Source organism: Clostridium sp. NSJ-145 (genome assembly GCF_021044725.1).
In the GTDB taxonomy this organism is placed as follows: domain Bacteria; phylum Bacillota; class Clostridia; order Clostridiales; family Clostridiaceae; genus Clostridium; species Clostridium disporicum_B.
On record NZ_JAJNOS010000014.1, the window covers coordinates 57,952 to 82,034 of the forward strand.

The 24,083-nt window shown below is 28.0% G+C and carries 26 protein-coding genes and 1 other annotated feature; of the genes, 22 read left to right on the forward strand and 4 right to left on the reverse strand.

Going from position 1 to position 24,083, the window contains the following annotated elements:
- Position 1 precedes the first annotated feature (1 nt).
- On the forward strand, positions 2-1,336 hold the full coding sequence (ssnA, locus tag LQE93_RS12845) for a putative aminohydrolase SsnA (protein ID WP_231073927.1): 1,335 nt from the start codon (positions 2-4) through the stop codon (positions 1,334-1,336).
- Positions 1,337-1,404: 68 nt separating this feature from the next.
- Here ssnA and LQE93_RS12850 read toward each other — a convergent pair whose 3' ends face one another.
- Complete coding sequence (locus LQE93_RS12850) at positions 1,405-1,551, reverse strand: hypothetical protein (RefSeq protein WP_172675728.1); 147 nt, start codon at positions 1,549-1,551, stop codon at positions 1,405-1,407.
- Positions 1,552-1,644: 93 nt separating this feature from the next.
- On the reverse strand, positions 1,645-2,058 hold the full coding sequence (locus tag LQE93_RS12855) for a cytochrome b5 domain-containing protein (RefSeq protein ID WP_084758928.1): 414 nt from the start codon (positions 2,056-2,058) through the stop codon (positions 1,645-1,647).
- A gap of 284 nt (positions 2,059-2,342) precedes the next feature.
- Here LQE93_RS12855 and LQE93_RS12860 point away from each other — a divergent pair, with 284 nt between their 5' ends.
- The 20 genes from LQE93_RS12860 to LQE93_RS12955 all read left to right on the forward strand — a co-directional run bounded on the left by LQE93_RS12860 (position 2,343) and on the right by LQE93_RS12955 (position 22,650).
- Positions 2,343-3,938, forward strand: a complete 1,596-nt coding sequence (locus LQE93_RS12860) for a hypothetical protein (protein WP_231073928.1) — start codon at positions 2,343-2,345, stop codon at positions 3,936-3,938.
- A 239-nt stretch (positions 3,939-4,177) separates the two neighbouring features.
- Complete coding sequence (locus LQE93_RS12865; protein ID WP_055263413.1) at positions 4,178-4,483, forward strand: PTS sugar transporter subunit IIB; 306 nt, start codon at positions 4,178-4,180, stop codon at positions 4,481-4,483.
- A gap of 222 nt (positions 4,484-4,705) precedes the next feature.
- The gene (locus LQE93_RS12870; RefSeq protein WP_186839091.1) at positions 4,706-5,644 is read left to right on the forward strand and encodes an L-lactate dehydrogenase; all 939 of its coding nucleotides are present in this window, start codon (positions 4,706-4,708) and stop codon (positions 5,642-5,644) included.
- Positions 5,645-5,703: 59 nt separating this feature from the next.
- Positions 5,704-5,949: a binding site (T-box leader), on the forward strand.
- Between the two features lie 110 nt (positions 5,950-6,059).
- On the forward strand, positions 6,060-7,073 hold the full coding sequence (trpS, locus tag LQE93_RS12875) for a tryptophan--tRNA ligase (RefSeq protein WP_231073930.1): 1,014 nt from the start codon (positions 6,060-6,062) through the stop codon (positions 7,071-7,073).
- 149 nt (positions 7,074-7,222) lie between these two features.
- Positions 7,223-8,608: a dihydropyrimidinase gene (hydA, locus tag LQE93_RS12880; RefSeq protein ID WP_231073932.1), complete on the forward strand. Its 1,386-nt coding sequence runs from the start codon at positions 7,223-7,225 to the stop codon at positions 8,606-8,608.
- Between the two features lie 172 nt (positions 8,609-8,780).
- Complete coding sequence (locus tag LQE93_RS12885) at positions 8,781-9,182, forward strand: hypothetical protein (protein ID WP_231073934.1); 402 nt, start codon at positions 8,781-8,783, stop codon at positions 9,180-9,182.
- Positions 9,183-9,283: 101 nt separating this feature from the next.
- Entirely contained in the window at positions 9,284-10,474 is a 1,191-nt protein-coding gene (locus LQE93_RS12890; protein ID WP_231073936.1) for a pentapeptide repeat-containing protein, read from the forward strand.
- 72 nt (positions 10,475-10,546) lie between these two features.
- Positions 10,547-10,756: a hypothetical protein gene (locus tag LQE93_RS12895; RefSeq protein ID WP_231073937.1), complete on the forward strand. Its 210-nt coding sequence runs from the start codon at positions 10,547-10,549 to the stop codon at positions 10,754-10,756.
- Between the two features lie 202 nt (positions 10,757-10,958).
- Positions 10,959-11,324 (forward strand): hypothetical protein, encoded by a 366-nt coding sequence (locus tag LQE93_RS12900; RefSeq protein ID WP_231073939.1) that lies wholly within the window; start codon positions 10,959-10,961, stop codon positions 11,322-11,324.
- Positions 11,325-11,517: 193 nt separating this feature from the next.
- On the forward strand, positions 11,518-12,741 hold the full coding sequence (locus tag LQE93_RS12905) for a C39 family peptidase (RefSeq protein WP_231073940.1): 1,224 nt from the start codon (positions 11,518-11,520) through the stop codon (positions 12,739-12,741).
- Positions 12,742-13,095: 354 nt separating this feature from the next.
- Positions 13,096-14,412 carry an electron transport complex subunit RsxC gene (gene rsxC, locus LQE93_RS12910; RefSeq protein WP_148315728.1) on the forward strand — a complete coding sequence of 439 codons (1,317 nt, stop codon included), beginning with the start codon at positions 13,096-13,098 and terminating at the stop codon, positions 14,410-14,412.
- Between the two features lie 35 nt (positions 14,413-14,447).
- Positions 14,448-15,371, forward strand: a complete 924-nt coding sequence (locus LQE93_RS12915; protein ID WP_055263431.1) for an RnfABCDGE type electron transport complex subunit D — start codon at positions 14,448-14,450, stop codon at positions 15,369-15,371.
- Entirely contained in the window at positions 15,371-16,396 is a 1,026-nt protein-coding gene (locus LQE93_RS12920; protein WP_186839082.1) for an FMN-binding protein, read from the forward strand. Before LQE93_RS12915 ends, LQE93_RS12920 begins: the two co-directional genes overlap by 1 nt.
- Positions 16,396-17,070: an electron transport complex subunit RsxE gene (gene rsxE, locus LQE93_RS12925; protein WP_055263435.1), complete on the forward strand. Its 675-nt coding sequence runs from the start codon at positions 16,396-16,398 to the stop codon at positions 17,068-17,070. The genes LQE93_RS12920 and rsxE overlap by 1 nt, the downstream gene beginning before the upstream one ends.
- 3 nt (positions 17,071-17,073) lie before the next feature.
- Positions 17,074-17,661: an electron transport complex protein RnfA gene (locus LQE93_RS12930; RefSeq protein WP_055263437.1), complete on the forward strand. Its 588-nt coding sequence runs from the start codon at positions 17,074-17,076 to the stop codon at positions 17,659-17,661.
- Positions 17,662-17,683: 22 nt separating this feature from the next.
- The gene (locus LQE93_RS12935; protein ID WP_231073942.1) at positions 17,684-18,475 is read left to right on the forward strand and encodes an RnfABCDGE type electron transport complex subunit B; all 792 of its coding nucleotides are present in this window, start codon (positions 17,684-17,686) and stop codon (positions 18,473-18,475) included.
- 175 nt (positions 18,476-18,650) lie between these two features.
- On the forward strand, positions 18,651-19,205 hold the full coding sequence (locus LQE93_RS12940; protein ID WP_055263441.1) for a metal-dependent hydrolase: 555 nt from the start codon (positions 18,651-18,653) through the stop codon (positions 19,203-19,205).
- A 166-nt stretch (positions 19,206-19,371) separates the two neighbouring features.
- Positions 19,372-20,346 carry a hypothetical protein gene (locus LQE93_RS12945; RefSeq protein ID WP_231073943.1) on the forward strand — a complete coding sequence of 325 codons (975 nt, stop codon included), beginning with the start codon at positions 19,372-19,374 and terminating at the stop codon, positions 20,344-20,346.
- Between the two features lie 82 nt (positions 20,347-20,428).
- Positions 20,429-21,877 (forward strand): sensor histidine kinase, encoded by a 1,449-nt coding sequence (locus LQE93_RS16900; protein WP_231073945.1) that lies wholly within the window; start codon positions 20,429-20,431, stop codon positions 21,875-21,877.
- A 56-nt stretch (positions 21,878-21,933) separates the two neighbouring features.
- Positions 21,934-22,650, forward strand: a complete 717-nt coding sequence (locus LQE93_RS12955; RefSeq protein ID WP_055263446.1) for an HAD family hydrolase — start codon at positions 21,934-21,936, stop codon at positions 22,648-22,650.
- A gap of 56 nt (positions 22,651-22,706) precedes the next feature.
- On the opposite strand, the gene LQE93_RS12960 is transcribed toward LQE93_RS12955, so the two are convergent.
- The gene (locus LQE93_RS12960; protein WP_055263448.1) at positions 22,707-22,889 is read right to left on the reverse strand and encodes a hypothetical protein; all 183 of its coding nucleotides are present in this window, start codon (positions 22,887-22,889) and stop codon (positions 22,707-22,709) included.
- 218 nt (positions 22,890-23,107) lie between these two features.
- On the opposite strand from LQE93_RS12960, the gene LQE93_RS12965 reads away from it, so the two are divergent.
- Positions 23,108-23,746: a nitroreductase family protein gene (locus LQE93_RS12965; RefSeq protein WP_055263450.1), complete on the forward strand. Its 639-nt coding sequence runs from the start codon at positions 23,108-23,110 to the stop codon at positions 23,744-23,746.
- Between the two features lie 50 nt (positions 23,747-23,796).
- Here LQE93_RS12965 and LQE93_RS12970 read toward each other — a convergent pair whose 3' ends face one another.
- Complete coding sequence (locus LQE93_RS12970) at positions 23,797-23,976, reverse strand: (2Fe-2S)-binding protein (protein WP_055263452.1); 180 nt, start codon at positions 23,974-23,976, stop codon at positions 23,797-23,799.
- Positions 23,977-24,083 lie beyond the last annotated feature (107 nt).

Sequence of the window (24,083 nt, forward strand, 5' to 3'; positions counted from 1 at the left end):
TATGATATTAGTATGTAATGGAAGAGTAATTACTCATGATGAAAACAATCCTTTTATAGAAAATGGAGCTGTTCTAATAGATGGAAATATTATAAAGGAAATTGGTACGACCAAAGAATTAAGGGTTAAATACGGACAAGCTGAAGTAATAGATGTTTCTGGAAAGGTTATAATGCCTGGACTTATAAATACTCATCATCATATTTATAGTGCTTTTGCAAGAGGATTAAACCTAAATAATCCTCCAGCTAAGTCTTTTACAGATATATTAAAAAATGTTTGGTGGAAAATAGATAAAAAGCTTACAGAAGAGGATAACAAGTATAGTGCATATACTACTTTAATTGAGTGTATCAAAGATGGAGTAACAACTGTTTTCGACCATCATGCAAGTCCTATGTCAGTAGAAGGAAGTCTTTTTACTTTAGCAAAAGCTGCTGAAGATTTAGGGGTAAGAGGAAGTTTCTGTTATGAAGTATCTGATAGAGATGGTAAAGATATATTAGAAGCTGGAATAAAGGAGAATATAGATTTTACAAAATATGCCAATAGTAGAACTGATGATATGGTAAAAGGTATGTTTGGAATGCATGCATCCTTTACTTTAAGTCATGAAAGCCTTTTAAAATGCGTTGATGCTATGGAGGGACTTGATGTAGGGTATCATGTACATGTAGCAGAAGGTATTGAAGATGTATATGATAGTTTAAATAGAAGTGGTAAGAGAGTTGTAGAAAGGCTAAATGATTATGGAATTTTAGGTGAAAAGACATTAGCAGTTCATTGTATTCATGTAAATGATAGAGAGATGGATATTCTAAAAGAAACTAATACTACTGTAATTAATAACCCAGAATCTAATATGGGAAATGCAGTGGGATGTGCACCTGTTATTAGATTTTTTGAAAAAGGATTAACAGTAGGCTTAGGAACAGATGGTTATACAAGTGATATTTTTGAATCTATTAAGGTTGAAAATATAATTCATAAAGCCAATCTTTGTAATCCAAATATAGGTTTTATGGAAACTGGAACTATGGCCTTTAAGAATAATAGTAAAATTGCTTCAAAGTACTTTAAAAATGAAGTTGGAATTTTAAAAGAAGGTGCTTACGCTGACTTAATAGTAGTAGATTATAATCCGCTTACAGTTATGAATGAAAATAATTTATTTGGACATATATTCTTTGGAATGACAGGTAGGTCAGTAGATACAACAATAATTAATGGTAAGGTAGTAATGAAAGATAGAAAAATATTAACTGTTGATGAAGAAGAAATATTAACTAAATCAAGAGAGGTATCAGCTAAGCTTTGGGATAGATTGAATAGTTAATAAAAGAAAGTAGTTAAAAATAAGAAGTGCTTAGATAGATTATCTAGGCACTTTTTTATTATGATAAGCTATATAATTTTTACTTCTTTATGGCCGCATACATCACATTTGTAATAAAGTTTACCATACTGATTATTATCATATGCATAAGGATATTTATCCATTATTTCTCCACAAATTGGACATATAACTTCTTCATTGTTCTTAGAATTCATTTAAGATAACCTCCTTAATATAATATTTTATAAATATTATATAGTCAATTAACGGTATTAGCAAAAAAAACTCGGCTAATTGCCGAGCTTTTACTATTGTGCTAATTTTCCAACTACAGGTGAGTTACTTAATATTGCAGAACCATGAGAAATCTTTTTGATTGATTCAGTTGAATCTGTACCAGCTTTACAGCCATGATGTTCACCATTTGGAAAATTACTAGTTACATCATAAACAACACCATCAACAGCTATATATGCAGGCTGACCATTTGTACCGTCGTATTTAGATAGTTCATCAAGAGTAAAGGTCTTTTCATTTCCTGAATTGCTTGATTCCTTATTATCTGTAGTAGAATTGTTAGTAGTATTGTTAGTAGAGTTTTCTGTTTGCGGTTTATTGTTTGTAGTATCATTAGTAGTTTTATTACCACAACCAACAAAAAGCCCTACTACTAGTAAAGTTATTAATAAAAAGTTAATAGATTTTGAGAAATGTTTTTTCATATTGATTACTCCTTTTAGTTTATATATTTTTGAAACAAATAATTCTTTGATATAAGTATTATTTGTTCAGTGGAAGATATTTATTCTAAACTTGTTAATAAAAATATTTATTAGATATTAGTTGATAATCTAGGTGTAGGGTGGTAAATAAAAAGTATATTATTCTAGCTAAATATTACTTAGCTAGATTTTTGTTATAAAAACATTTTATATTAGAACTAGAGTTCATAAGTTTTTATTTTCCTAAATATACTATTACATAGTGATATATTTAGGAGAAAAATATGTTAAAAAGTAAAGAGTCTTTAGAAGTGGAATATTTAGGAGGGGAAAAGCTTCAAATATCTGAATATGAAAATAAGATGTGTAATTTTTATTTAATAAAAAAAGTTTCAGATAAAGGTGAAGATTATAGTATTGAAAGTAATGATTATTTTATTACAAAAGAATCTAGAAGAATGAGAGGACATAGAAGTATATCCTATGATAAATGTGAAATAGTTGTTTTTGAAGATGATTTAATTATAAATGAAGAAAAGTTTAAAGCTATAAAGAAAAATAAAATCGATGAAGCAATAAAAGAAGATTTTTTATACTCTTTAGCATTATATTATATTAAAAATGAAAATATAGAAAGTGGACAAGAAATAGTAGCTCAAATGGGTGATATTTATATATATAATTTATTAGAAAAAGACTTTAATATTGAAGAAAAAATAAAAGTAATGAATATATTAACGTTATGTATTGATGAAAGAAGCAATAGATTTAAAGAGGGAAAGTTAAAGATAAAAGCAAATTCAAAAAATGAAGAGGGTGAATGTTTGATTCAAATACTAAATGAAATAATGGAAGATAAAGAATCAAAATTACTTTGGGATTATAGCTATGATTATAAAAGAACAACTCAAAAAAACTATATGATAGAAGATAATTACATTTTTATAAGACCTAAAATTGGTTATGGAGAGATAAAAGATATAGTTATAGGAAGTAAGAAATTAAATATCTTCGCTAAGGTTAAAATAGACGGAGAAGTAAAAAATAAAGAAAATAAATTAAAGTTAGATTCTTATATATTTAGAGAGTATACGTTGGTGCTAAATGGTAAATTGAATATGGGAGTTATGTGGTGTAAGCTTTCCAATAAACTTAAAGCAAAATATAAAAAAAGAAAATTAATTAAATCAATAAATAATGTATTTGGGGAAGAAATTATTACACTGGACTTAACTAAGTTAGATATAACAAATAATAAAATGTTGAGATTGTTAGATGCAGAATGTATAGCAGAATATCTTTGGAAAATAGAGGAGCTGAAGATAAGACAGGGAATAATATCTAATATAATTAAAGATAGATATAAAAATGATAAAGTTAATAAAAATAAATATATAGTGGATGGTACATCAGAGATAATTAAAAAATACAGAGTTGATGAAAAAGGTTTGTATCATCCCATTGGAGTAGAAAAAAATAATGTATCAAGTGATTTTCAAATATATTTAGCTAAAGTTTTTGAATGGAAGGTAGAAAAATATCCTAAGAAAAAAGTTGAGTTAGATATTGCGGAAGATTATAGAAGTTTATTTAATGATAATGAGGAAGATTCTATGGAGATTATGTGGAATGAATATAAAAGACTTAAAGTAGAACAAAAAGAGATTGAGAATAAAGTTAATATCGTTAGAATATCCTCTGCAATATTAAATAAGAAAATTTTTATTTGGGAAAAAGAAATCGAAAAGGAAAAGAAAGAAACTGATAAGTTTTTAGATATTAATACTGTTGTAGGAGGGAAAATAAAAATATCAATTAAAAAGATAAATGATATAAGTATTAGACAAGATTCATATAGTCTTATAACAAGGTGTGAGTAAAGATAGTTTTAAAAAATTCTAAAACCTCAAGTTGTGGAATTGCTTGAGGTTTTTAATATGTAAATAAAATTGATGAATATATTTAGAGATATGTAAATAAGTATATTATAGGTGGAAGTATAAATTTAAAGAATTATAATAACACCATTAATGAAAAGGTTATCAAAGGAGAGGGATATGGAAACGAAAGATATTTTGAATTCGTATAATATTTTAAGGTGGGAGGAGAAAGAAGTAAGATGAAGATAGTTCTTGTTTGTTTAAACGGTATGTCTACAGGAGACTTAGTAAATAAGATGAATAAAATATCTATTGAAAAAAATCTTGATTTAGATATTACAGGAGTTGGATATACGGATATAGTTAAAGAGATAGATGGAGCTAGTGTAATTTTACTTGGACCGCAAGTTAAGCACTACATAAGAAAGGTAAGAGAAATGGCAGAGCCTAAAGAAATACCGGTACAAATTATAGATCATATAACATATGGAATGAGAAATGCTGATAAAGTAATAGATCTAGCTCTTAATATAGCAAAGAAATAAAGAATAAAAGCCATGAGATTAATAAGATATCTCTTGGCTTTATTTTTTTTAAAGAGGTTAATAATATAAAAGTTATTTAATAGTATGAATATTAGATTTAATAAAGTTAATAATATGAATGAATTTATTTTTTATTACAAAAAATATATGGTATAATATACTAAAATAACAATTATTAAACAATAGCACTTATTAACAATATAAAATCAAGGGGTGAAAGCTATGAGTAAAATATCAATTATAGGAGCAGGATCAATTGGAGCAACAACAGCTTTTGCATTATTGCAAAAAGGTATAGCAAGGGAAATAGTGATAAATGACATAAATCAAGAAAAGGCTTTAGGAGAAGTAATGGATTTAATGCATGGAAGTTCATTATGCAAACCATGTAATGTTACTTTAGGAACAATAGAAGATACTAAAGATTCTGATGTTGTTATTATAACTGCTGGATTAAATCAAAAACCAGGAGAAACAAGATTAGATTTAGTAGATAAAAACTATGGTATATTTAAAGATTTTATTCCTAAGATAGCTAAGGCAAGTCCTAATGCAATATTACTAGTAGTATCAAATCCAGTAGATATTTTAGCTTATATGACATATAAGTTATCAGGATTCCCAAAAGAAAGAGTTATAGGATCAGGAACAGTTTTAGATACAGCTAGACTTAGAAGTTTACTTGGAAAATATTTTGAGATAGATGGAAGAACAATTGATGGTTTTGTAATGGGTGAGCATGGAGATAGTGAATTTGTTCCTTGGTCATCATTAAGAGTTGGAACTATTCCTGTTAAAAGCTTTTCAGAACAAAATTCAATAGAATGGGATTGTGAAACAGAAAAAGTTATAGCAGAGGATGTTAAGAATTGTGCTTATGAAGTAATAAATCGTAAAGGAGCTACAGCATTTGCAGTTGCTGTTGCTTTAGTTAGAATAGTGGAGGCTCTTTTAAGGGATGAAAAAACTATTTTAACAGTATCAACGCTTCTTAATGATTATTGTGGTGTAAGTGACACTTATTTAAGTGTTCCAACAATTGTAGGAAAAAATGGAGTAGAAAAAGTGCTTAAAGTAGATTTTTCAGATGAAGAAAAAGAAAAGTTTACTTCATCTGCAAGAATAATGAGAGAATATATTGATAGAATAAATGGAAAATAAAATTATAAAAATATTGAATATATGATAAAAGCATTATACAATATATGTAAATGAATTATATTAATCCTATGAAAAGGAGAAGTAACTAAATTTAGATTCAATTAAGAGAGTTAAGGATGGTGAAATCTTAGCAAGAAAAAATTTAGTGAATGGACCTTAGAGGAATTAGCAGAAATTTTTATAAGAGTATGTGATATGGTGACATGCACCTTATAGCAGGTAAAGTATGTTAGTACTTGAATTTAAGAGGTATAATTTTAAATTATACAATTTAGGTGGTACCGCGGATTAACTCCGTCCTATAATATTTATAGGATGGAGTTTTTGTTTTTTTATGGTATAGAAATTAGAAAATAGTATTCAGAGTATTACTTTGATTACAAATTGAGTTTAATTATTGGAGGTGTTAAAAAGTATGAATAAAGAAATTATTTTAACAGGGGATAGACCAACTGGCAAATTACATTTAGGACATTATATAGGTTCATTAAAAAACAGGGTTAAATTACAGAACACTGGAAAGTATGAAAGTTTTATTATGATAGCTGATCAGCAAGCATTAACAGATAATGCAAGAAATCCTGAAAAGATAAGAAATAGCTTAATAGAAGTTGCTTTAGATTATTTAGCAGTTGGAATAGAACCAAGTAAAGCTACTATATTTGTACAATCACAAATACAAGAGTTAAATGAATTAACTATGCATTATCTAAATCTTGTTACGGTAGCTAGATTAAATAGAAATCCTACAGTAAAAGAGGAAATTAAATTAAGAAATTTTAAAAACAGTATACCTGCTGGATTTTTTATATATCCTGTAAGTCAAGCTGCTGATATAACAGCATTCAAAGCTAATTTAGTGCCAGTTGGAGAAGATCAATTGCCTATGATTGAGCAAACTAGAGAAATAGTTAGAACCTTTAATTCTATATATGGAGATATATTAGTGGAGCCTAAGGCAATGGTTCCTGAAGATACTTTAGGAAGATTACCAGGAATTGATGGTAAAGCAAAAATGAGTAAGTCATTAGGGAATGCTATTTATATATCAGATGAAGCTGATGTGGTTAAGAAAAAAATTATGAGCATGTATACAGATCCTAACCATATCAAAGTATCAGATCCAGGTAAAGTTGAAGGAAACACTGTATTTACTTATTTAGATGCTTTTGGTAAAGATAAAGAGGAAGTTTGTAGTATGAAAGAGCAGTACAAACAAGGTGGCTTAGGAGATGTAAAAGTAAAGCGTTATTTAAATGAAGTGCTACAGGCAGAATTAGAGCCAATAAGAAAAAGAAGAAGTGAATATGAGAAAGATTTAGATTATGTATATAAGATATTAAGAGAAGGAAGCATTAAAGCTAGAGAAGTAGCAAGTAAAACAACAAAAGAAGTAAGAGAAGCAATAGGAATTGAATATTTTAAGTAATAAATGTATAAAGAAGAAAATATAAATGCTATAGGGTAAAGAGTTTATTATTTAGAAAGACTGATAAAATTCAGTCTTTTTTTATATAAGCTTCATGGAATAATATCGTAAATTATTGTGAGAGAGTATATAAAGTGAGGTTGATGATTATGTCTTTATTGATTAAAAATGGAATTATAGTAACAGCTAGTGATATTTATAATGGAGATATTTATATAGAAAAAGGTAGAATAAGTGAAATAGGATTAGAACTTTTAAAAGATGCTGATAAGATAGTAGATGCAAAAGGTATGTATATAATTCCAGGAGGAGTAGATGTACATACTCATTTTAACCTTGATGTAGGTATAGCAAGAGCTAATGATGATTTTTATACAGGGACTATAGCAGCAGCTTGTGGAGGAACAACAACTATAGTTGATCATATGGGATTTGGACCTAAGAATTGTAATTTGAAGCATCAAGTAGATGTATATCATAAATATGCTGATAATAATGCTGTAATCGATTATAGTTTTCATGGAGTAATACAACATATAGATGAAAATATACTAGAAGAGATGAAGAGCATAGTTGAAGATGAAGGAATAAGTAGTTTTAAAGCTTATTTAACATATGACTATAAAATTGAAGATGAAGATATGGTAAAAATATTTAAAAGATTAAATGAGTTAGACAGTATTACTACTGTACATTGTGAGAATCATGGAAGTATAAAATATTTAAGAGAGAAATTTACTAAAGAAGGATTAAAGTCTCCAAAGTACCATTGTTTGAGTAGACCTGAAGAGGCAGAGGGGGAAGCTGTTAATAGAATGATAAATATTGCAAAAATAGCTGGAGATGCACCTCTATATGTGGTACATTTATCTACTAAGTTAGGGCTAGATTATATTAAGATGGCAAGAGAAAGAGGGGAAAAGGTTTATGCAGAAACATGCCCTCAATATTTAATATTGAATGAAGAGAAATATGAATTAGATAATAATGAAGGTTTAAAATATATAATGAGTCCTCCTCTTAGGAAAAGTTATAATTGTAATGAGTTATGGAGGGGAATAAATGAAGGGTATATTCAAACTATAGCTACAGATCACTGTCCTTTTTCATTTTCAAAAGACAAGCAGTTAGGTAAAGATGATTTTACTAAATGTCCAAATGGAGCTCCTGGTGTTGAGGAGAGGATACCATTAATATTTTCAGAAGGTGTAATGAAAGAGAAGATTAGTATAAATAAATTTGTAGAGGTTTGTGCAACAAATCCAGCAAAGATTTTTGGATTATATCCTAAGAAAGGTACTATTCAAGTTGGAAGTGATGGTGACTTAGTAATAATAGATCCTAATAGAGAAGAGGTGCTTAGTGCAAATAATTTACACTCAAATGTGGATTATACTGCTTATGAAGGAATTAAAGTAAAGGGATATCCAATAATGACTATAAGTAATGGTGAAATTATATATGATAAAGGAAAATTTATTGGTAAAAAAGGTAGAGGAAAGTTTATTAAAAGAGATAAAGTAAATTTAATTTAGTTTAAATATAAATAAATCATAATATTACTACCATCATCATATAAGAAAAGTAAAGTTTAATTATACTACTTAGATATAACTTTAAATATTTAATAAAATATAATAATTTAACTTAAGAACACAATAATATTTTTAAAATATAATAATTATAAAGATTTAAATGGAGTAATTTATGGAAATAAATAATTTCGTTACTACAGACTTTTTAGCAAGTTTTACAGGAACACTTTTTGTTGTAGAGTTAATCGTTTTTGTTACAAAGAATTTACCTATAATTAAAAAGATTAGAACTAGATTTTATACTTTTCTTCTAGCTATAAGTCATATTATAATAATGGGACTTGTAACAAAGACAGCAACGCAAACAGTAATATATTATTATGGTGTTTTTATTAATTCATTAATAGTAACAGTTATGTTATGTGGTGGATATGATATTATAATAGATAAAATATATTCAGTAACTAATATTCAGCCTAAAGATACAAATAATAATATAGATGACAAAAGTATAGAAGATAGTAGTAATAAAAATGATACAAATAATTCAAATAATTCAAATGAAGTTAATTAAGGAAAAAGTACTTGTGTAAGCGCAAGTACTTTTAGTTTTACTTAGAAGAATAAAGTACTTGTATAAATAACATAATAGCTATATAAGGGGTTGAATGTATAGTGTCATATGTAAATTTTAAAGAGGAAAGACAAGTAACAAGAGAACAGTTAAAAAAAAGAAGAAAGAATAATGAAGAAATATTTAATAAACTAATTGAAACAAAAGATTTGCCCAAAATTTATATTCCTGATAATGAATATAGCTATAAAAAATTTGAAGATAAACATTTTGGAATAGGAAGAATTAAAGATGAAGAAGATTATGAGAAAATCAATGATAAAGATATAGTTTGTACTATATTTGAAAATTGCACTTTTGGTAATATAAAATTTGAAAATTGTAATTTTATAGGGTGTATATTTAAAAATTGCAAATTTGAAAGTGGAGGAGTTATATTTAAAAACTGTAGCTTCTATAAGGAGGAAAGTGAAAAGAAACCTTCATTAAATAGAAGAGATAATTTTTCATGTGAATTTAGTAATTGTGAAATATATGCTAAGTTTGATGGAAGCACGATAGCTTACTGTATATTTAGTAGTTGTTTTATTAGTAATACTTACTTTTTATTAAGTGATATGACTAGTTTGATTATAATAGACTCAGAATTAAAACGTATTAGAATAGAAGATTGTGATCTATCTGGAGCAAAAATAATGAGTACATATATTATAGATTTAGATTTTACTGATAAAATAAAGAGTAAGTTAGATGAAAAAACATTTTTTGATAAAATAAAGCTTAGAGAAAAAGACAGAAATGAATATGAAGGGGTATATATGACCTATGAAACAATAGGAGATAAATTTAAGGAAAATAATCTGAATAATAACTTTGGTGAGTACTATTATTTGTGTAAGTTGACGCAAAGAAAGACTTTAAAAATTTTTCCAAGAATAAACTCATTTTTATATTGGTCAATTTGTGGTTATGGAGAAAGACCTATATATTCAATTATCTTTGCATTAGCAACTATATTAATTTTTGCAATTTTATATTTAATATTTGGAATAAAAATAGATGATAATATAATAAGTTATTTAAATTATAAAATATACAGTAATGATTTAACTTACCATCTATTAAATATACATAAAGCAATTACCCTTAGTTGTGGTATGTTCTCAGGAGTTGGATCTAGTAGCATAGAACCAGTTAGGGTTTCAGAATTTCTAGGAAATGTAGAAATGTTAGTTGGATTAATAATAATAGGAATAGGAGTAGGTACAGTAACTAGAAAAATAGTAAGATAAAATTTTTGTAAAATAAATTAAGGTTTTGAATAGTATAGAAGTATGAAGTATTTTATATATAGAGGTAGAAAAGTGGATAACAAGGAAAAAGTTTTAATTGGAGCAGTTTCTTTCTTAGCAGGAGCAGCAGTAGGTTTTTTACTTGCACCAGTAAAAAAGATAGTTTCTTTTGAAAAATTCTCATGTAATAACATTGAAGATTCTGAAGTTGATAGTAGTTTAGAAACTTCAGAAGATGATAAAGTGGATAAAGATGAAGAAAAAGAAGAAATAAAAGAATAATAAAACACGAATAACAGATTAAGAAGTTGTTGGTAAAGATCTTATTTAAGAGAGTTATCAACAACTTTTTTATTATTTTAATATTAATATGTATAGGTATAATTTGTAGAATTACTTAATATAATCTAAGGAAAGTGATATTTAAATTTGTAATTTTATAAATAGTTTTAACAGTTTAAGTAATTATTAGATGGAGGATATTATGATTATAAATAAATTATTATTGTCAAGGAAAGAGGTAAATACATTTTTAGAAGTTATAGGAGATTCTATGATTAACCATGAGTTTGTAAAGTATTTTTTAGATATAGACAAAGACAGATTAATAAAATATAATTTGTTTTTTAATAAGATTGAAGATGCTTTTGAGAATGAAGATATATCTACTATAGAGATAGAGTTAAGTTTAGATGTTAATAAAGAATTAAAATATATAATATATAATTATATTAAAAGAAATATAGCTAAAATATACAAAGAAGAAATTAGTGAAATAATGGATATTATTGAAAGCTTAGACTCAGTAAGAGTTACAGAGATAGATGATATGATGACTTATAGAATGTAAGAAAATAGAATTATAATACACCTTTTTAGTTTAAGTATTTACGGCTAAATTTTAGAGGTGTATTTTTTATGAATAAAAAAGAAATACATTCTGCTATTAATATAGTTATACTTTATGATAATAGTTATACTTTATGATAAATTTAATGATATGGAGCAAGAAGTGAGTTGAGTTTGAGAGGAATAATATATTAATGAGAAAAAAGTGGTCAATAGTTTATGGTGCTTTATGTATTATAGTTATTATAGTAAGTTTTAAGTATTTTATGTTTGTAAAGAATAGTAATTTTAAAGGAGAAGAGTTTGTGAGTACGAAAAGTAAAAATAATGATGAGTTGAAATCAAAAAGGTTAATTAAGTTAAAAGGAGAGGATACATTTAATAAAGGAGAGCTACAAGATATAGAGATTAGTAAAGAAGAGGGAGAGGATGTACTAACTCTTTTAAAAGAAGGTGATACTTATAGTGAGTTAGGAACATATATATCAGAAGAAATAGATACAGAAGATTTTACCAATTTAATACTATCATGGAATAGTAAAACTCCAGAGAATACTTATATTGAAGTTTTGGCAAGGGCTTATGTAGTAGAAAGAAATAAAGCAATAGGAAAATGGTCAGAGTATCTTTCGTGGGGAATATGGGGTTCAACAATAAATAGTAGTTCGGCTAATTCTAAATGTGAAATAGCAAAAGTTGATACTGATGTGTTTGTGTTAAATGATAAAAGTAATAATGTAGCTAAAAAGCTTCAAATAAAAGTTAAACTATATAGTGCAGATTCAAATAACACGCCTACTATTAGTCAAATAACTGCAACGTTCATAGATACAGTAGGAGCTAAAGAGGTTTTTTCAAAAGAAGTTGATGAAATATATTGTGAAAATACTATAGAAACACCGTGTTTCTCTCAGTATGAAAGAGAAGAGTCTATAGCATCTAGGATATGTAGTCCTACAAGTTTAACTATGGTGTTAAATGGGATGGGAGAAAATTTAATGGTTGAGGATGTCGCCTGGAATTGTTATGACTATATGTATAAAGGATTTGGAAATTGGACTTTTAATGTTGCTTTTGCAGGAAGTCTTGGATATGAATCTTATATTGAATATGGATCATTAGAAGCATTACAAAGAGAAATTTTAAAAGGATATCCAGTAATAGTTAGTGTTAAATATACTAATGATGAAAATAATAAGGACTATCCATATATAGAAAATTCACCAGTAACAACATCAGGGCATTTAATAGTAGTTTGTGGAATAACATCGGATAGTGATGGTCAAACTTATGTAGTAGTAAATGATCCAGCTGGAAAAAATAATGAGAGTGTAAGAAGAAAATATAAATTAGAAGAGTTTTTATTAGCTTGGAGTAAATCTAACAATGCTATGTATGTAATAAATAAAAAAGTATAGTTAAAAATGGATAAATACATACCATATTATGAAAATGTAATCTGGTATGTATTTTTATGTTGAAATATGAAAGAGGTGTTTAGAAAAAATTACAAATTAAATAAAACTTTCATTTAAAAAATTTTAAAAAAATGTGTTTTTTATAACAAGTAAATTGAAAGTTTAAATTTTTATGCTATAATATAAGAGTTATTAAACAATATATAGTAATAAATTTTTTACTAAAGCTAATAAATATGAGCTTTTGGAAGTATTTTACCTCTCTGGAAGGTTGTATTTATTGCAAGTTGAAATTAGATATGTTTTTAACAATATTTAATTCAAAAAAAGAAATTACAGGAAAAGGTGATTTTAGTGGGAAGGATTAAAAGTACAAAAAGTCTACGTGGTATTTTTGTAAAACATTTAAAAAATACTGCAGAAGAAAAAACTGTTTCTATGCCTGTACCAAGCACTGTAACAATACCGATGAGCATGCACATTGGTGCGCCATGTGAGCCATTAGTAAAGATGGGTGACTTAGTAAAGGTTGGACAAAAGATAGGAGAGAGCAATGCTCCATTTAGTGCTCCTATACATGCATCTGTATCAGGAAAAGTTAAACAAGTTACTGAATTCAGAAATGCACTAGGAATGGTTTCAAAAGCTGTAGTAATTGAGTCTGATGGTGAACAAGCTATCAGTGAAGAAGTTAAGGTTCCAGTAGTAAATTCTAGAGAAGAATTTATTGCTGCTGTTAAGGAATCAGGAGTAGTAGGATTAGGGGGAGCTGGATTCCCAACTCACATCAAGTTAAATCCTAAAAATTTAGACCAAATTGATACATTAGTTATCAATGCGGCAGAATGTGAACCATATATAACATCTGACTACAGAGAATGTATGGAAAGCCCAGAAGATATCATTGAAGGTATCAATGTAGTTAAGAAGTGGCTTAATATTAAAAATGCTTACATAGGAATTGAAAGCAATAAACCAGCTTCAATTAAATTATTAGGCGAATTAAGTGAAAAACATGAAGGAATTGATGTTGTAGAACTTAAAGCTCAATATCCTCAAGGAGCAGAAAAAGTAATAATCTACTCAACTACAGGTAGAATAGTTAATGATGGACAATTACCAGCAGATGCAGGTGTAATTGTACTTAATGTAACAACTGTAAGCTTTATAGCTAAGTACTTAAAAACAGGTATGCCATTAGTTTCTAAGAGATTAACAGTTGATGGTACTGGAGCAAATAAAGGAATGAACGTAATAGTACCATTAGGAACTCCTATAAAGGACGTATTTGAATTCTGTGGTGGATTAAAAGCAGATTGCAAGAAAATATTAATGGGTGGACCAATGATGGGAATAGCAGTACCAGATTTAGAACAACCAATAGTTAAAAATAACAATGCAATTATCGCTTTAAATGAAAAGGATGCTACTCCAGCAGAAGAAACTGATTGTATCAGATGTGGAAAATGTGTATATGCATGTCCATTAAACTTAATGCCTGCTGCATTAGAAAAGGCATATGATGCAAGAAATGCAGAAAGCTTAGTAGCTCACGATGTTAACTTATGTATGAACTGTGGATGTTGTTCATATGTTTGTCCAGCAAAACGTAATTTAGCTCAAAAGAATCAATTAGCTAAAATGTTTGTAAGACAAGCTATGCAAAAATAATATCATATAAAATTTAATTTGAAGGGTGATTTGTTTTGGAAAAACTAATAGTAACATCATCACCACACGTTAAAAGTAGCACAACTACATCTACAATAATGAGAGATGTAATAATAGCTTTAATACCAGCTTTAATAGCTTCAAATATTATATTTGGATTAAGAGCAGGATTAGTTACAGCTGTATGTGTAGCTTCATGTGTTGGTTTTGAATATTTAAGTAGAAGAATAATGAATAAAAAGAATACAATCAGCGATTTAAGTGCTGTTGTAACAGGTATAATTTTAGCGTTTAACTTACCATCAACTATGCCACTATGGATGTGCGTTATAGGTTCATTTGTAGCAATAGTTATAGTTAAACAATTATTTGGTGGAATTGGACAAAACTTTGCTAATCCAGCTATAACAGCTAGAATAGTACTTTTAGTTTCATTTGGAACACAAATGACTAACTGGGCAGCTCCAAAAATTGCTGCTGTAGCAGATGCAGTTTCAGGTGCAACACCAATGGCTCAAATAGCTGCAGGTGAAACACCAAACCTTTTAAACATGTTCTTAGGAACTACAGGTGGATCATTAGGTGAAACTAGTGCGTTAGCATTATTAATTGGTGGAATATACTTAGTATATAGAAAAGTTATAAACCCAATAATTCCAGTAGCATTTATCGGAACAGTATTTGTTTTCACTGCTGTTTTAGGAGTAAATCCTTTAGCTCAAATTTTAGGTGGAGGATTATTCTTAGGGGCAATATTTATGGCAACTGATTATTCAACATCACCAGTTACTAATATGGGTAAATTAATATTCGGTATAGGTTGTGGATTTATCACAGTTCTTATCAGAGTATTTGGTTCATATCCAGAAGGTGTATCTTTTGCTATATTACTTATGAACATTTTAGTTCCATATATTGATAAGGCAACTAGATTAAAAGCGTTAGGAGGTAAGAGATAATGAGCAAACAAAGTTCAATATTAAGACCAACGCTAGTTCTTGGATTAATAACTTTAGTAGTATCAGCTGTATTAGTTTTAACTTACAACTTAACAGGTGTAGGTGTAGCTGGACCAGCTATAAGTGATGAAATGTTAGCAATGGCAGTAGATGTTTTACCAGGTGGAGAAGGATTTGATGATGCAGGTGTAGGTTCAAGTGCAACTGTTCCAGCTGTTATAGGAACATCTAATGATGCAGGTTACGTAATAAATGCCATCGGAAAAGGTTACGGTGGAGATATGAGTGTTTTAGTTGGATTAGATAACGATGGTAAGATTACTGGAGTTAAAGTATATGAAATGTCTGAAACACCAGGTATCGGAACAAAAGTAACTGAGGATGCTGATTTCTTAGCAACATTTATAGGAAAGACTTCAGTAGATGGTAGTGATGCTGTATCAGGAGCTACATTCTCATCTAAGGGATTAAATGAAGCAATAACAAATGCATTTGATGCATTTAACATAATAAAATCAGGTGGACAATTAGAAGGTGGAAGTGCATCAGCTGCACCATCTGAAGACAAGCCAGTAGCAGAAGAAAAACCAGCAGCTCCAGCTGAAGAGTTTAAATCTGCAAGTGCAGTTACTATTGATGATGTAATGAATGCAGCTCCAGAAGTATTAGCTGAAGGAGATAGCTTCGAAGAAATTACAGTAGAAGGAAGCAACGTGAAATTTGCGCTTAAGGCTGTAAACGGAGCTGGATATGTTATAGATGCAACAGGTGAAGGTTTCGAAGATACTATTAACGTAGTAGTTGGATTCGATGCTGATAAGAACATTACTGGTGTGAAAGTTTTAGGAATAAATGATACACCAGGTTTAGGAACTCAAGTTGCAGATGCAGAGTTCTTAAGTCAATTCGTTGGAAAGGCTGAATTAGCAGAAGATATAGTAGTATCAGGAGCTAGTTTCTCATCAAATGGATTAAATGAAGCAGTTAGAGCTGCAATAGAAGCAGTGAAAGGAGTGGATGCATAATGAAGGAAAAAGTAAGTAACTTATCAATTCTAACTAAAGGTATAATCAAGGAAAATCCAGTACTTGTATTATTATTAGGTACGTGTCCAACACTTGCAGTAACTTCTATGGCTATGAATGGTCTAGGAATGGGACTAGCAACAACTTTCGTTTTAATAGGTTCAAACATCGTTATATCATTACTTAAAAACTTTATTCCTAAGGAAGTTAGACTTCCAAGCTTTATCGTTATTATTGCAGGTTTCGTTACAGTTGTAGGTTTCTTAATGCAAAGTTACCTTCCATCACTTTATAAGTCTTTAGGTGTATTCTTATCACTTATAACAGTTAACTGTATTATTCTTGCAAGAGCAGAAATGTTTGCTTGTAAAAATAAAGTATTTGCTTCTATTTTAGATGCTATAGGAATGGGGATAGGATTTACTTTAGCATTATTTGCTATAGGTTCTATAAGAGAAATATTAGGTTCAGGTACTTGGATGGGTATCACTTTAACTAAAGATATAATCGAACCAATGGGTATATTTGTTACTCCAGCTGGTGGATTCTTCGTATTTGGATGCTTAATAGCATTAGTTAATAAGCTTACAAATTACAGTATATCAAAGAAAAAAGCAGGATGTTCTGCATGTCCAGGTAAGGATGCTTGCCATGGTTCAGAAGGAGGGTGCTAATCGATGAAAGAAATGATGATTATATTAGTTAGCGCTATTTTAGTTGATAACTTTGTTTTAGCTAAGTTCATGGGAATTTGTCCTTTCTTAGGAGTATCTAAGAAGATTGACTCAGCTTTAGGTATGAGTGCAGCTGTTACTTTCGTAATGGTTATGGCTTCAGCAGTTACTTTCCCAATATATCAAATATTAAATAAATATGAATTAGGATATTTAAAAACTGTTGCATTTATCCTAGTAATAGCAACATTCGTTCAATTACTTGAAATAGTTTTAAAGAAGTTTATGCCACCACTATACAAGGCATTAGGTGTTTATTTACCATTAATAACTACTAACTGTGCTGTACTTGGAGTTACTGTTTTAAACATAGATAACGGATATAACTTCTTACAATCAATTGTTAATGCTTTAGGAGCTGGTCTTGGATTTACATTAGCATTAATCTTATTCTCAGGAGTAAGACAAAAGATGGAAAATACAGATATTCCAAAAGCATTTAAGGGATTACCAATAACATTAATAGCTGCAGCTATATTAGCAGTTTCATTCGTTGGATTCTCAGGAGTAGTTGACGGTCTATTTAAATAAGATAAAGTGAGGTATAAAAAGTATGTTAGAAGCTTATTTAGTACCTATTGCAATATTTATAGTACTAGGATTAATTGCAGGACTTCTATTATCAATAGCATCTAAGAAGTTAGCTGTTGAAGTAGATGAAAGAGTTGGTAAGGTAAGAGAATGCTTACCAGGAGCTAACTGTGGAGCTTGTGGATATGCTGGTTGCGATGAATATGCAGTAGCATTAATAGAAAAAAATGAAAAAATAACACTTTGTAAACCAGGTGGAGCTGCAGCTACAGCTCAAATTGGTGAAATATTAGGAACAGAAGCAGAAGTAGCAGAAAGAGAAGTTGCTTTCGTTAAATGTAACGGTGTTCCTTCAGCTACTAATGCTAAATATGAATATAAAGGAACTCAAACTTGTGCAGCAAATAACCTTTTATTCTCAGGTAAAGGTTCATGTGCATTTGGATGTTTAGGTTTCGGAGATTGTACAGTTTCATGTGAATTTGATGCTATACATATAGTTGATGGAGTAGCTAAGGTTGATCCAGAAAAATGTACAGCTTGTGGAGCTTGTATAAAGACTTGTCCTAAGTCTATAATAGCTTTAAGACCAATAAGCAAAGAAGTTAAAGTTCTTTGTAACAACAAAGACAAAGGTGGAATCACAAGAAAAGCATGTACAAATGGATGTATTGGATGTATGAAATGTCAAAAGACATGTGAATTTGGAGCAATTACTGTTACAAATAATGTTGCATCAATCGATCATTCAAAATGTACAAACTGTAAGGCTTGTGTTGAAGTTTGTCCAGTAAAATGTATTCACTTAGATTAATAATGAAAGGGTACTTACTTATGTAGGTACTCTTTTTTTGCTTAAAAATAGCTTATACGAAAGATAATTTTAAATTTCTTGAAAGATATAAAAAATATTATTCAGAACATACTTTCTCATATTAGACAAATGTAGTAGAATAGTAATATATTTTACTAAGGATGGAGAAGTTTAAATGAAAGGAAAAGAACATATGATAGTTGGAACTACAGCTACAGCTACTATGGGTATCGGTTTTTTATTAACTAATACTATAAGTAGTGTGATATATTTAGTCCCATTAATTTTAGGTGGATTTATTGGATCATATATGCCAGATATAGATTCACATAATTCAAAAGCGAGACAGTTTTTTAATAAATTTATTGTTATATTGATAATAGCTTTAGTTATAGGTTATATGTTAGGGATGGCGTTAAGTATAGATAATATTATTTCGTTTTTAAATAAACATTGGGATGAATATTTTCCATATATATTATTTTTTGCATTAGTTATTTTAGGGAAACTTTCACCTCACAGGATGTTTACACATAAATGGTTTGGAACAATACTATTTTGTTTTAGTGTATATTTAATTGGTAATATTTATTTAACTTTAGGTTTTTCCATGGGATATATTTTACATATAGTATGTGATAGATTTTCACCAAAGGGGAAAAAATTAAAGTTTTTTGAATTTAAGTTACCTTGCAGAAACACAAAAAATAAGATAACTATCTGTTGGTAAAACTTTTAAATTTAAGAGAGAAGGCATCAAGATGATGTTTTCTCTTTTTTTTATTTAATAATGAATTAAATATGATGTTATAACAAATTATTTGTTATATTATAATGCATAAAATAATAGACTTAATATAAGAAATGTTTGATTAATATTTAAAAAGGAAAATGTAATGAAGCTATATGTAAATAAGAGAATAATTATTTTTTATTTAATAATATTAAGTTTTATAATTATATTAACAATAAATATAAATAAGAATAAAGAAGAAATAGCTTTAGGAGCTAATTTACTTTATTTAGATTATGAAGATAATAGTGTAAGTAATGAATTGATTGAAGATAGTGAAAAGTTTTTTAGGCCATCAAACTTAGATATATTAAATGGTAATGATGAGACTAATAATCTTATTAATCTATATAGTGGAATGGAAGCAGATAGTATAGAGATACCTATAAATTATCTTATTTCACCAGAGTATACAGTAATAAATTACTTTTCAGTATTGAGAGAGGCAGCAAATCCAGTAAAGGATAAATATACAGGCTGTGGAACTCTAGGTAGAGCAAAAGAGCCATATCCAATAGCCTATAATTTTCTAGCTAAAGAATATAAAAGCAATATTAGCTATAATAAATATGAAGATTCATTCAAAAATACTCTTCATATAAATCTAATCAAATTGAAAGAGATTCCAATAGATGAGAATATAGAAGATTTAAAATATTTTTATGAGATTGAGACTATTCAAGGTACTGAGTTTGGTGCAGGAGCTTTTATCTATTATTATGGATATATAGATTTAGAAAGAATAGATGGTATTTATAAGATTTCTAATATGACTATTATACCTGAAGAGTATTTGTGTGCACCTTATCATCGATGGGACTATGATGGGAAGTTATCGGTATTAATAAGATATGGAGATTGGTGTAATCTCCTTAAAGAAATAGATAAAATAACTATCGATGGATATGTGAAAAATATATATTTTAAAGGAAATGATGGTAATGAATATAGAATTGAGTTTTATATATTAACTAATAATTATGATATAGAAATTGCACAATTTAGAAAGAATGAAGTAGGAGAATGGGAAAGGATAAAGATTAACCCTGAAGACTGTATTAAGAAAGAAAATTTGTAATATTTATACTTATGATATAAATTGACCCAAAAATAGAAACTTGGTATAATATGTAATAAGATGTTGATTAGGGGGAAATTTTGTGACTACCAAAAGAAAAAAATGTTTTATTTCGGCAGAAACATATTTTGAGAATATTAATGAATATCATCAATTTGAAAGATTAAGAATAGAAACTAATATGAATAAGATGAATCTTCCGTTTTTATTATTAATTTTTTTAAATATTATTCTTATTCTAGTAGATATATTCTATTACAAAGCAATATCAAAAGATAATTTATCTTATTATTACCTTTACTTAGCGCATGTAAGCATGATAATAGTTTCGATAATATGGGTAATATATTATAAAATTATATCAAAAAAGCTATCATATAAAACTAATAAAGCTATATATGCAGTATTTGCTGATTGTGTAATTTGGTGGGGAATATTTATGTCTTTGGATTTATTTCAAAGTACAAATCAAATTTCATCATATATAATAATTATGTTTTGCTATGCAACGTTGATTTATATTCCGTTGATTGTTAGCATAATCAAAACTGTGATACCGGCATTAACGATGTTGACATATATAATATTATTTGCGAAAGATACAACGAGCATGATGGATAATATAGTTAATATTGTGTTTACAGTAATCTTTAGTATTTTAATTTCTAATTTAATGTATAAACATTTTTTAAGTGAATTTATAAAAGATATCAAAGTAAAAAAAGCGAATAAGAAGATAGAAGAAGCTGAAAAGATTAGGACTGAATTCTTTGCAAATGTTTCTCATGAATTGAAAACGCCTTTAAATATTATTTATACTGCTCAGCAAATGATAGAAGTTACAACTAAGAATGATAACTATAGAAATGAAAACTTTATAAAATATATGCAAATGAGTAAGCAAAACACTAATAGATTACATAGATTAATTTCTAATTTAATTGATATAACCAAAATAGATTCTGCAAGTTTTAAAATTAAAGAAATAAATGTTGATATAGTTAAAATAGTTGAAGATATAACTTTATCAGCTGCATGTTATATAGAATCACAAGGGATGTCATTAACCTTTGATACTGATGTAGAGGAGTTAGTTATAGCTTGTGATCCAGATAGTATAGAGAGAATAATATTGAATTTACTATCAAATGCTATAAAGTTTACTGAAAGAGGTGGAGATATTTTTGTTGATATAAAATCAACAATGAAAGAAGTATTGATTTCAGTTAAAGATACAGGTATTGGGATACCTAAAGAAATGAAAGAAAAGATATTTGAAAGGTTTGCTCAAGTTGATAAGTCAACTTATAGAAAAAAAGAAGGAAGTGGAATAGGTCTTTCTTTAGTTAAATCATTAGTTGAACTTCAAGGGGGCAGTATTAATATTGATAGTGAAATAAATAAGGGGAGTACATTTACAGTAAAACTTCCAATAGCGAGAGTAGAAGAAAGTGAAAATATTCTACCTCAATCTGCTGTAGATGCTAATATAGAAAAAATAAAAGTTGAATTTTCTGATATATATAATTAATGAATTTAAAAACAATAAACCTAAAAAATATTTACTTATATAAAAGGGGAATTTATATGTATAAAAATTATATTTTTGATTTATATGGCACATTAGTTGATATAAATACTGATGAAGATAAAAGCGAATTATGGGACAAGCTTTCGCTATTTTACTCATTAAAAGGAGCAAAATATAAAGCTAAAGAACTTAAAGATTTGTATTCCGAGAAGGTTAAAAAAGAACTAGAGTTAATTAATGATACAAAATATCCAGATTTTTCTTTAGAAAAAGTATTTTTTTCATTGTATGAAGATAAGGGAATAACGCCTTCAAATGATACAATAAAGGATACAGCTCAATTCTTTAGAGTGTTATCGATAAAATATATTAGATTATACGATGGTGTAATAGAGCTTTTAGAATTATTGAAGGCTAAAGGTAAGAAAATATATTTACTATCAAATGCACAAAGAGTATTTACATTTTATGAAATGAAAATGCTAGGAATAGAAAAATATTTTGATGATATATTTTTTTCAGCTGATTATAAAGTTTGTAAGCCAGATAGTAAATTTTATAGGTTATTATTAGATAAACATAATTTAAATATTAATGAGAGTATAATGATAGGAAATGATTATATATGTGATATTGGTGGAGCAAATGAGGTTGGTTTAGATTCTCTTTATTTGCATTCAAATCTTTCACCAGAAATTAAAGGTGAATTATCTAGTAAATATAGTATTATGGATATAGATATTGAAAAAATAGCCCAATTAACTATAAAATAATACTTATTAAGTATAAACAAGGAAGCTATATTAATTAGCTTCCTTATTTTGTTTAATTAATGTGTTTGGTTTGTATTTGTATTTGAATCTGTTTCATTACTGTTAGTAGATGGTGCTTCTTTACCATAATCAGTAGTATCGGTTGCTTTATTATCTTTATTATCATTAGGAGTAGTATTGTTACCACAGCTAACAAATAATGAAAGAGTAATTAAACCTAATATTATTAATTTTTTCATATGTAATTTCCTCCAAATAAAAAATATGTATTCAAGAATAGTATTTAAATAAAGCTATATATATATTCAATGTTTTTTATTAAATAGGAGTATAGAGAGCTAATAATTAATAATAATTACTTTTATGATATAATGGAAAAGATATAATAAATTACTTTTAAGCTTATAGTTTAAATAATATAATTAAAAATACTTTAAGAATAATGAAAGGAAAACTAATGGATAATTTAGAGTTTATTTATAAAAGAAAAAGTATAAGAAAGTTCAAAGAAGGAGAAATTCCTAAAGAGGATATTTTAAAGCTTCTAGATGCAGCTACACAAGCACCATCTCCGAAGAATCAGCAAACATGGCATTTTGTTGTTTTGCAAAATAGAGATATTATAAATAAGATGGCAGAGATAGTAACTAATAAACATATATATTTAGCCGAAATAGCTAAAGAAGAAAAGCAAAGGAAGCTTATGATGAATACTCTTCCTTATTATATTTGTTTTAAGGATGCACCAGTTGTTGTAATAGTATACTCAAAAGAATATAAGATGATAGAAGAGGATATTTTAAAAGCTAATAATGCTAACGAAGAAGTAATTGAAATTTTAAAATCAACACATTCTGAAGTACAAGGAATAGGTGCAGCAGTAGAGAATTTTCTACTTGCAGCTACTGCAATGGGGTATGGTGCTTGTTATATGACAGGACCAGCTCATTCTAAAAGAGAGATTGAAGAGTTAATTAATTTTAATAAAGAAGGATATGAGCTAATGGCAATGATATCTTTAGGAATTCCTGAAGAAGAAACTCCAAAGGCTCCGCCACGAAAACCATTAGACGAAGTAGTAACATTTATAGATTAATATTTATAAGTAAGGCTCTAAAGCATATGTATAAGCTTTAGAGCTTTTTGTTATTTATATTTAGCTATAAGCTCTTCTATTGGGCCTTTGCATCTTGAACCATGACAATGTCCAGTTGTAGCACCAGTGGCTTCTTTAACTTTCTCAATTGTATCGGCACCATTTTTTATGGCATCTATTATAGTATCTTCAGAGATACCTTTACATAAACAGATTATTTTATCACTCATAATAACACCTCCTAATAGATTTAGTATTAGCATCAAAGGGGGAGATATACAAATATTTATAGAAAAAGATAATAAATTGCTGGAGATAAATTTGAAAAAAATGTATA

Excerpts from the sequence above, each read along its gene's own strand:
- ssnA (WP_231073927.1), top strand. The coding sequence starts at position 2 with ATGATATTAGTATGTAATGGAAGAGTAATTACTCATGATGAAAACAAT.
- LQE93_RS12850 (WP_172675728.1), bottom strand. The coding sequence starts at position 1,551 with ATGAATTCTAAGAACAATGAAGAAGTTATATGTCCAATTTGTGGAGAA.
- LQE93_RS12855 (WP_084758928.1), bottom strand. The coding sequence starts at position 2,058 with ATGAAAAAACATTTCTCAAAATCTATTAACTTTTTATTAATAACTTTA.
- LQE93_RS12860 (WP_231073928.1), top strand. The coding sequence starts at position 2,343 with ATGTTAAAAAGTAAAGAGTCTTTAGAAGTGGAATATTTAGGAGGGGAA.
- LQE93_RS12865 (WP_055263413.1), top strand. The coding sequence starts at position 4,178 with ATGAAGATAGTTCTTGTTTGTTTAAACGGTATGTCTACAGGAGACTTA.
- LQE93_RS12870 (WP_186839091.1), top strand. The coding sequence starts at position 4,706 with ATGAGTAAAATATCAATTATAGGAGCAGGATCAATTGGAGCAACAACA.
- trpS (WP_231073930.1), top strand. The coding sequence starts at position 6,060 with ATGAATAAAGAAATTATTTTAACAGGGGATAGACCAACTGGCAAATTA.
- hydA (WP_231073932.1), top strand. The coding sequence starts at position 7,223 with ATGTCTTTATTGATTAAAAATGGAATTATAGTAACAGCTAGTGATATT.
- LQE93_RS12885 (WP_231073934.1), top strand. The coding sequence starts at position 8,781 with ATGGAAATAAATAATTTCGTTACTACAGACTTTTTAGCAAGTTTTACA.
- LQE93_RS12900 (WP_231073939.1), top strand. The coding sequence starts at position 10,959 with ATGATTATAAATAAATTATTATTGTCAAGGAAAGAGGTAAATACATTT.
- LQE93_RS12905 (WP_231073940.1), top strand. The coding sequence starts at position 11,518 with ATGAGAAAAAAGTGGTCAATAGTTTATGGTGCTTTATGTATTATAGTT.
- LQE93_RS12920 (WP_186839082.1), top strand. The coding sequence starts at position 15,371 with ATGAGCAAACAAAGTTCAATATTAAGACCAACGCTAGTTCTTGGATTA.
- rsxE (WP_055263435.1), top strand. The coding sequence starts at position 16,396 with ATGAAGGAAAAAGTAAGTAACTTATCAATTCTAACTAAAGGTATAATC.
- LQE93_RS12930 (WP_055263437.1), top strand. The coding sequence starts at position 17,074 with ATGAAAGAAATGATGATTATATTAGTTAGCGCTATTTTAGTTGATAAC.
- LQE93_RS12935 (WP_231073942.1), top strand. The coding sequence starts at position 17,684 with ATGTTAGAAGCTTATTTAGTACCTATTGCAATATTTATAGTACTAGGA.
- LQE93_RS12940 (WP_055263441.1), top strand. The coding sequence starts at position 18,651 with ATGAAAGGAAAAGAACATATGATAGTTGGAACTACAGCTACAGCTACT.
- LQE93_RS12945 (WP_231073943.1), top strand. The coding sequence starts at position 19,372 with ATGAAGCTATATGTAAATAAGAGAATAATTATTTTTTATTTAATAATA.
- LQE93_RS12955 (WP_055263446.1), top strand. The coding sequence starts at position 21,934 with ATGTATAAAAATTATATTTTTGATTTATATGGCACATTAGTTGATATA.
- LQE93_RS12960 (WP_055263448.1), bottom strand. The coding sequence starts at position 22,889 with ATGAAAAAATTAATAATATTAGGTTTAATTACTCTTTCATTATTTGTT.
- LQE93_RS12965 (WP_055263450.1), top strand. The coding sequence starts at position 23,108 with ATGGATAATTTAGAGTTTATTTATAAAAGAAAAAGTATAAGAAAGTTC.
- LQE93_RS12970 (WP_055263452.1), bottom strand. The coding sequence starts at position 23,976 with ATGAGTGATAAAATAATCTGTTTATGTAAAGGTATCTCTGAAGATACT.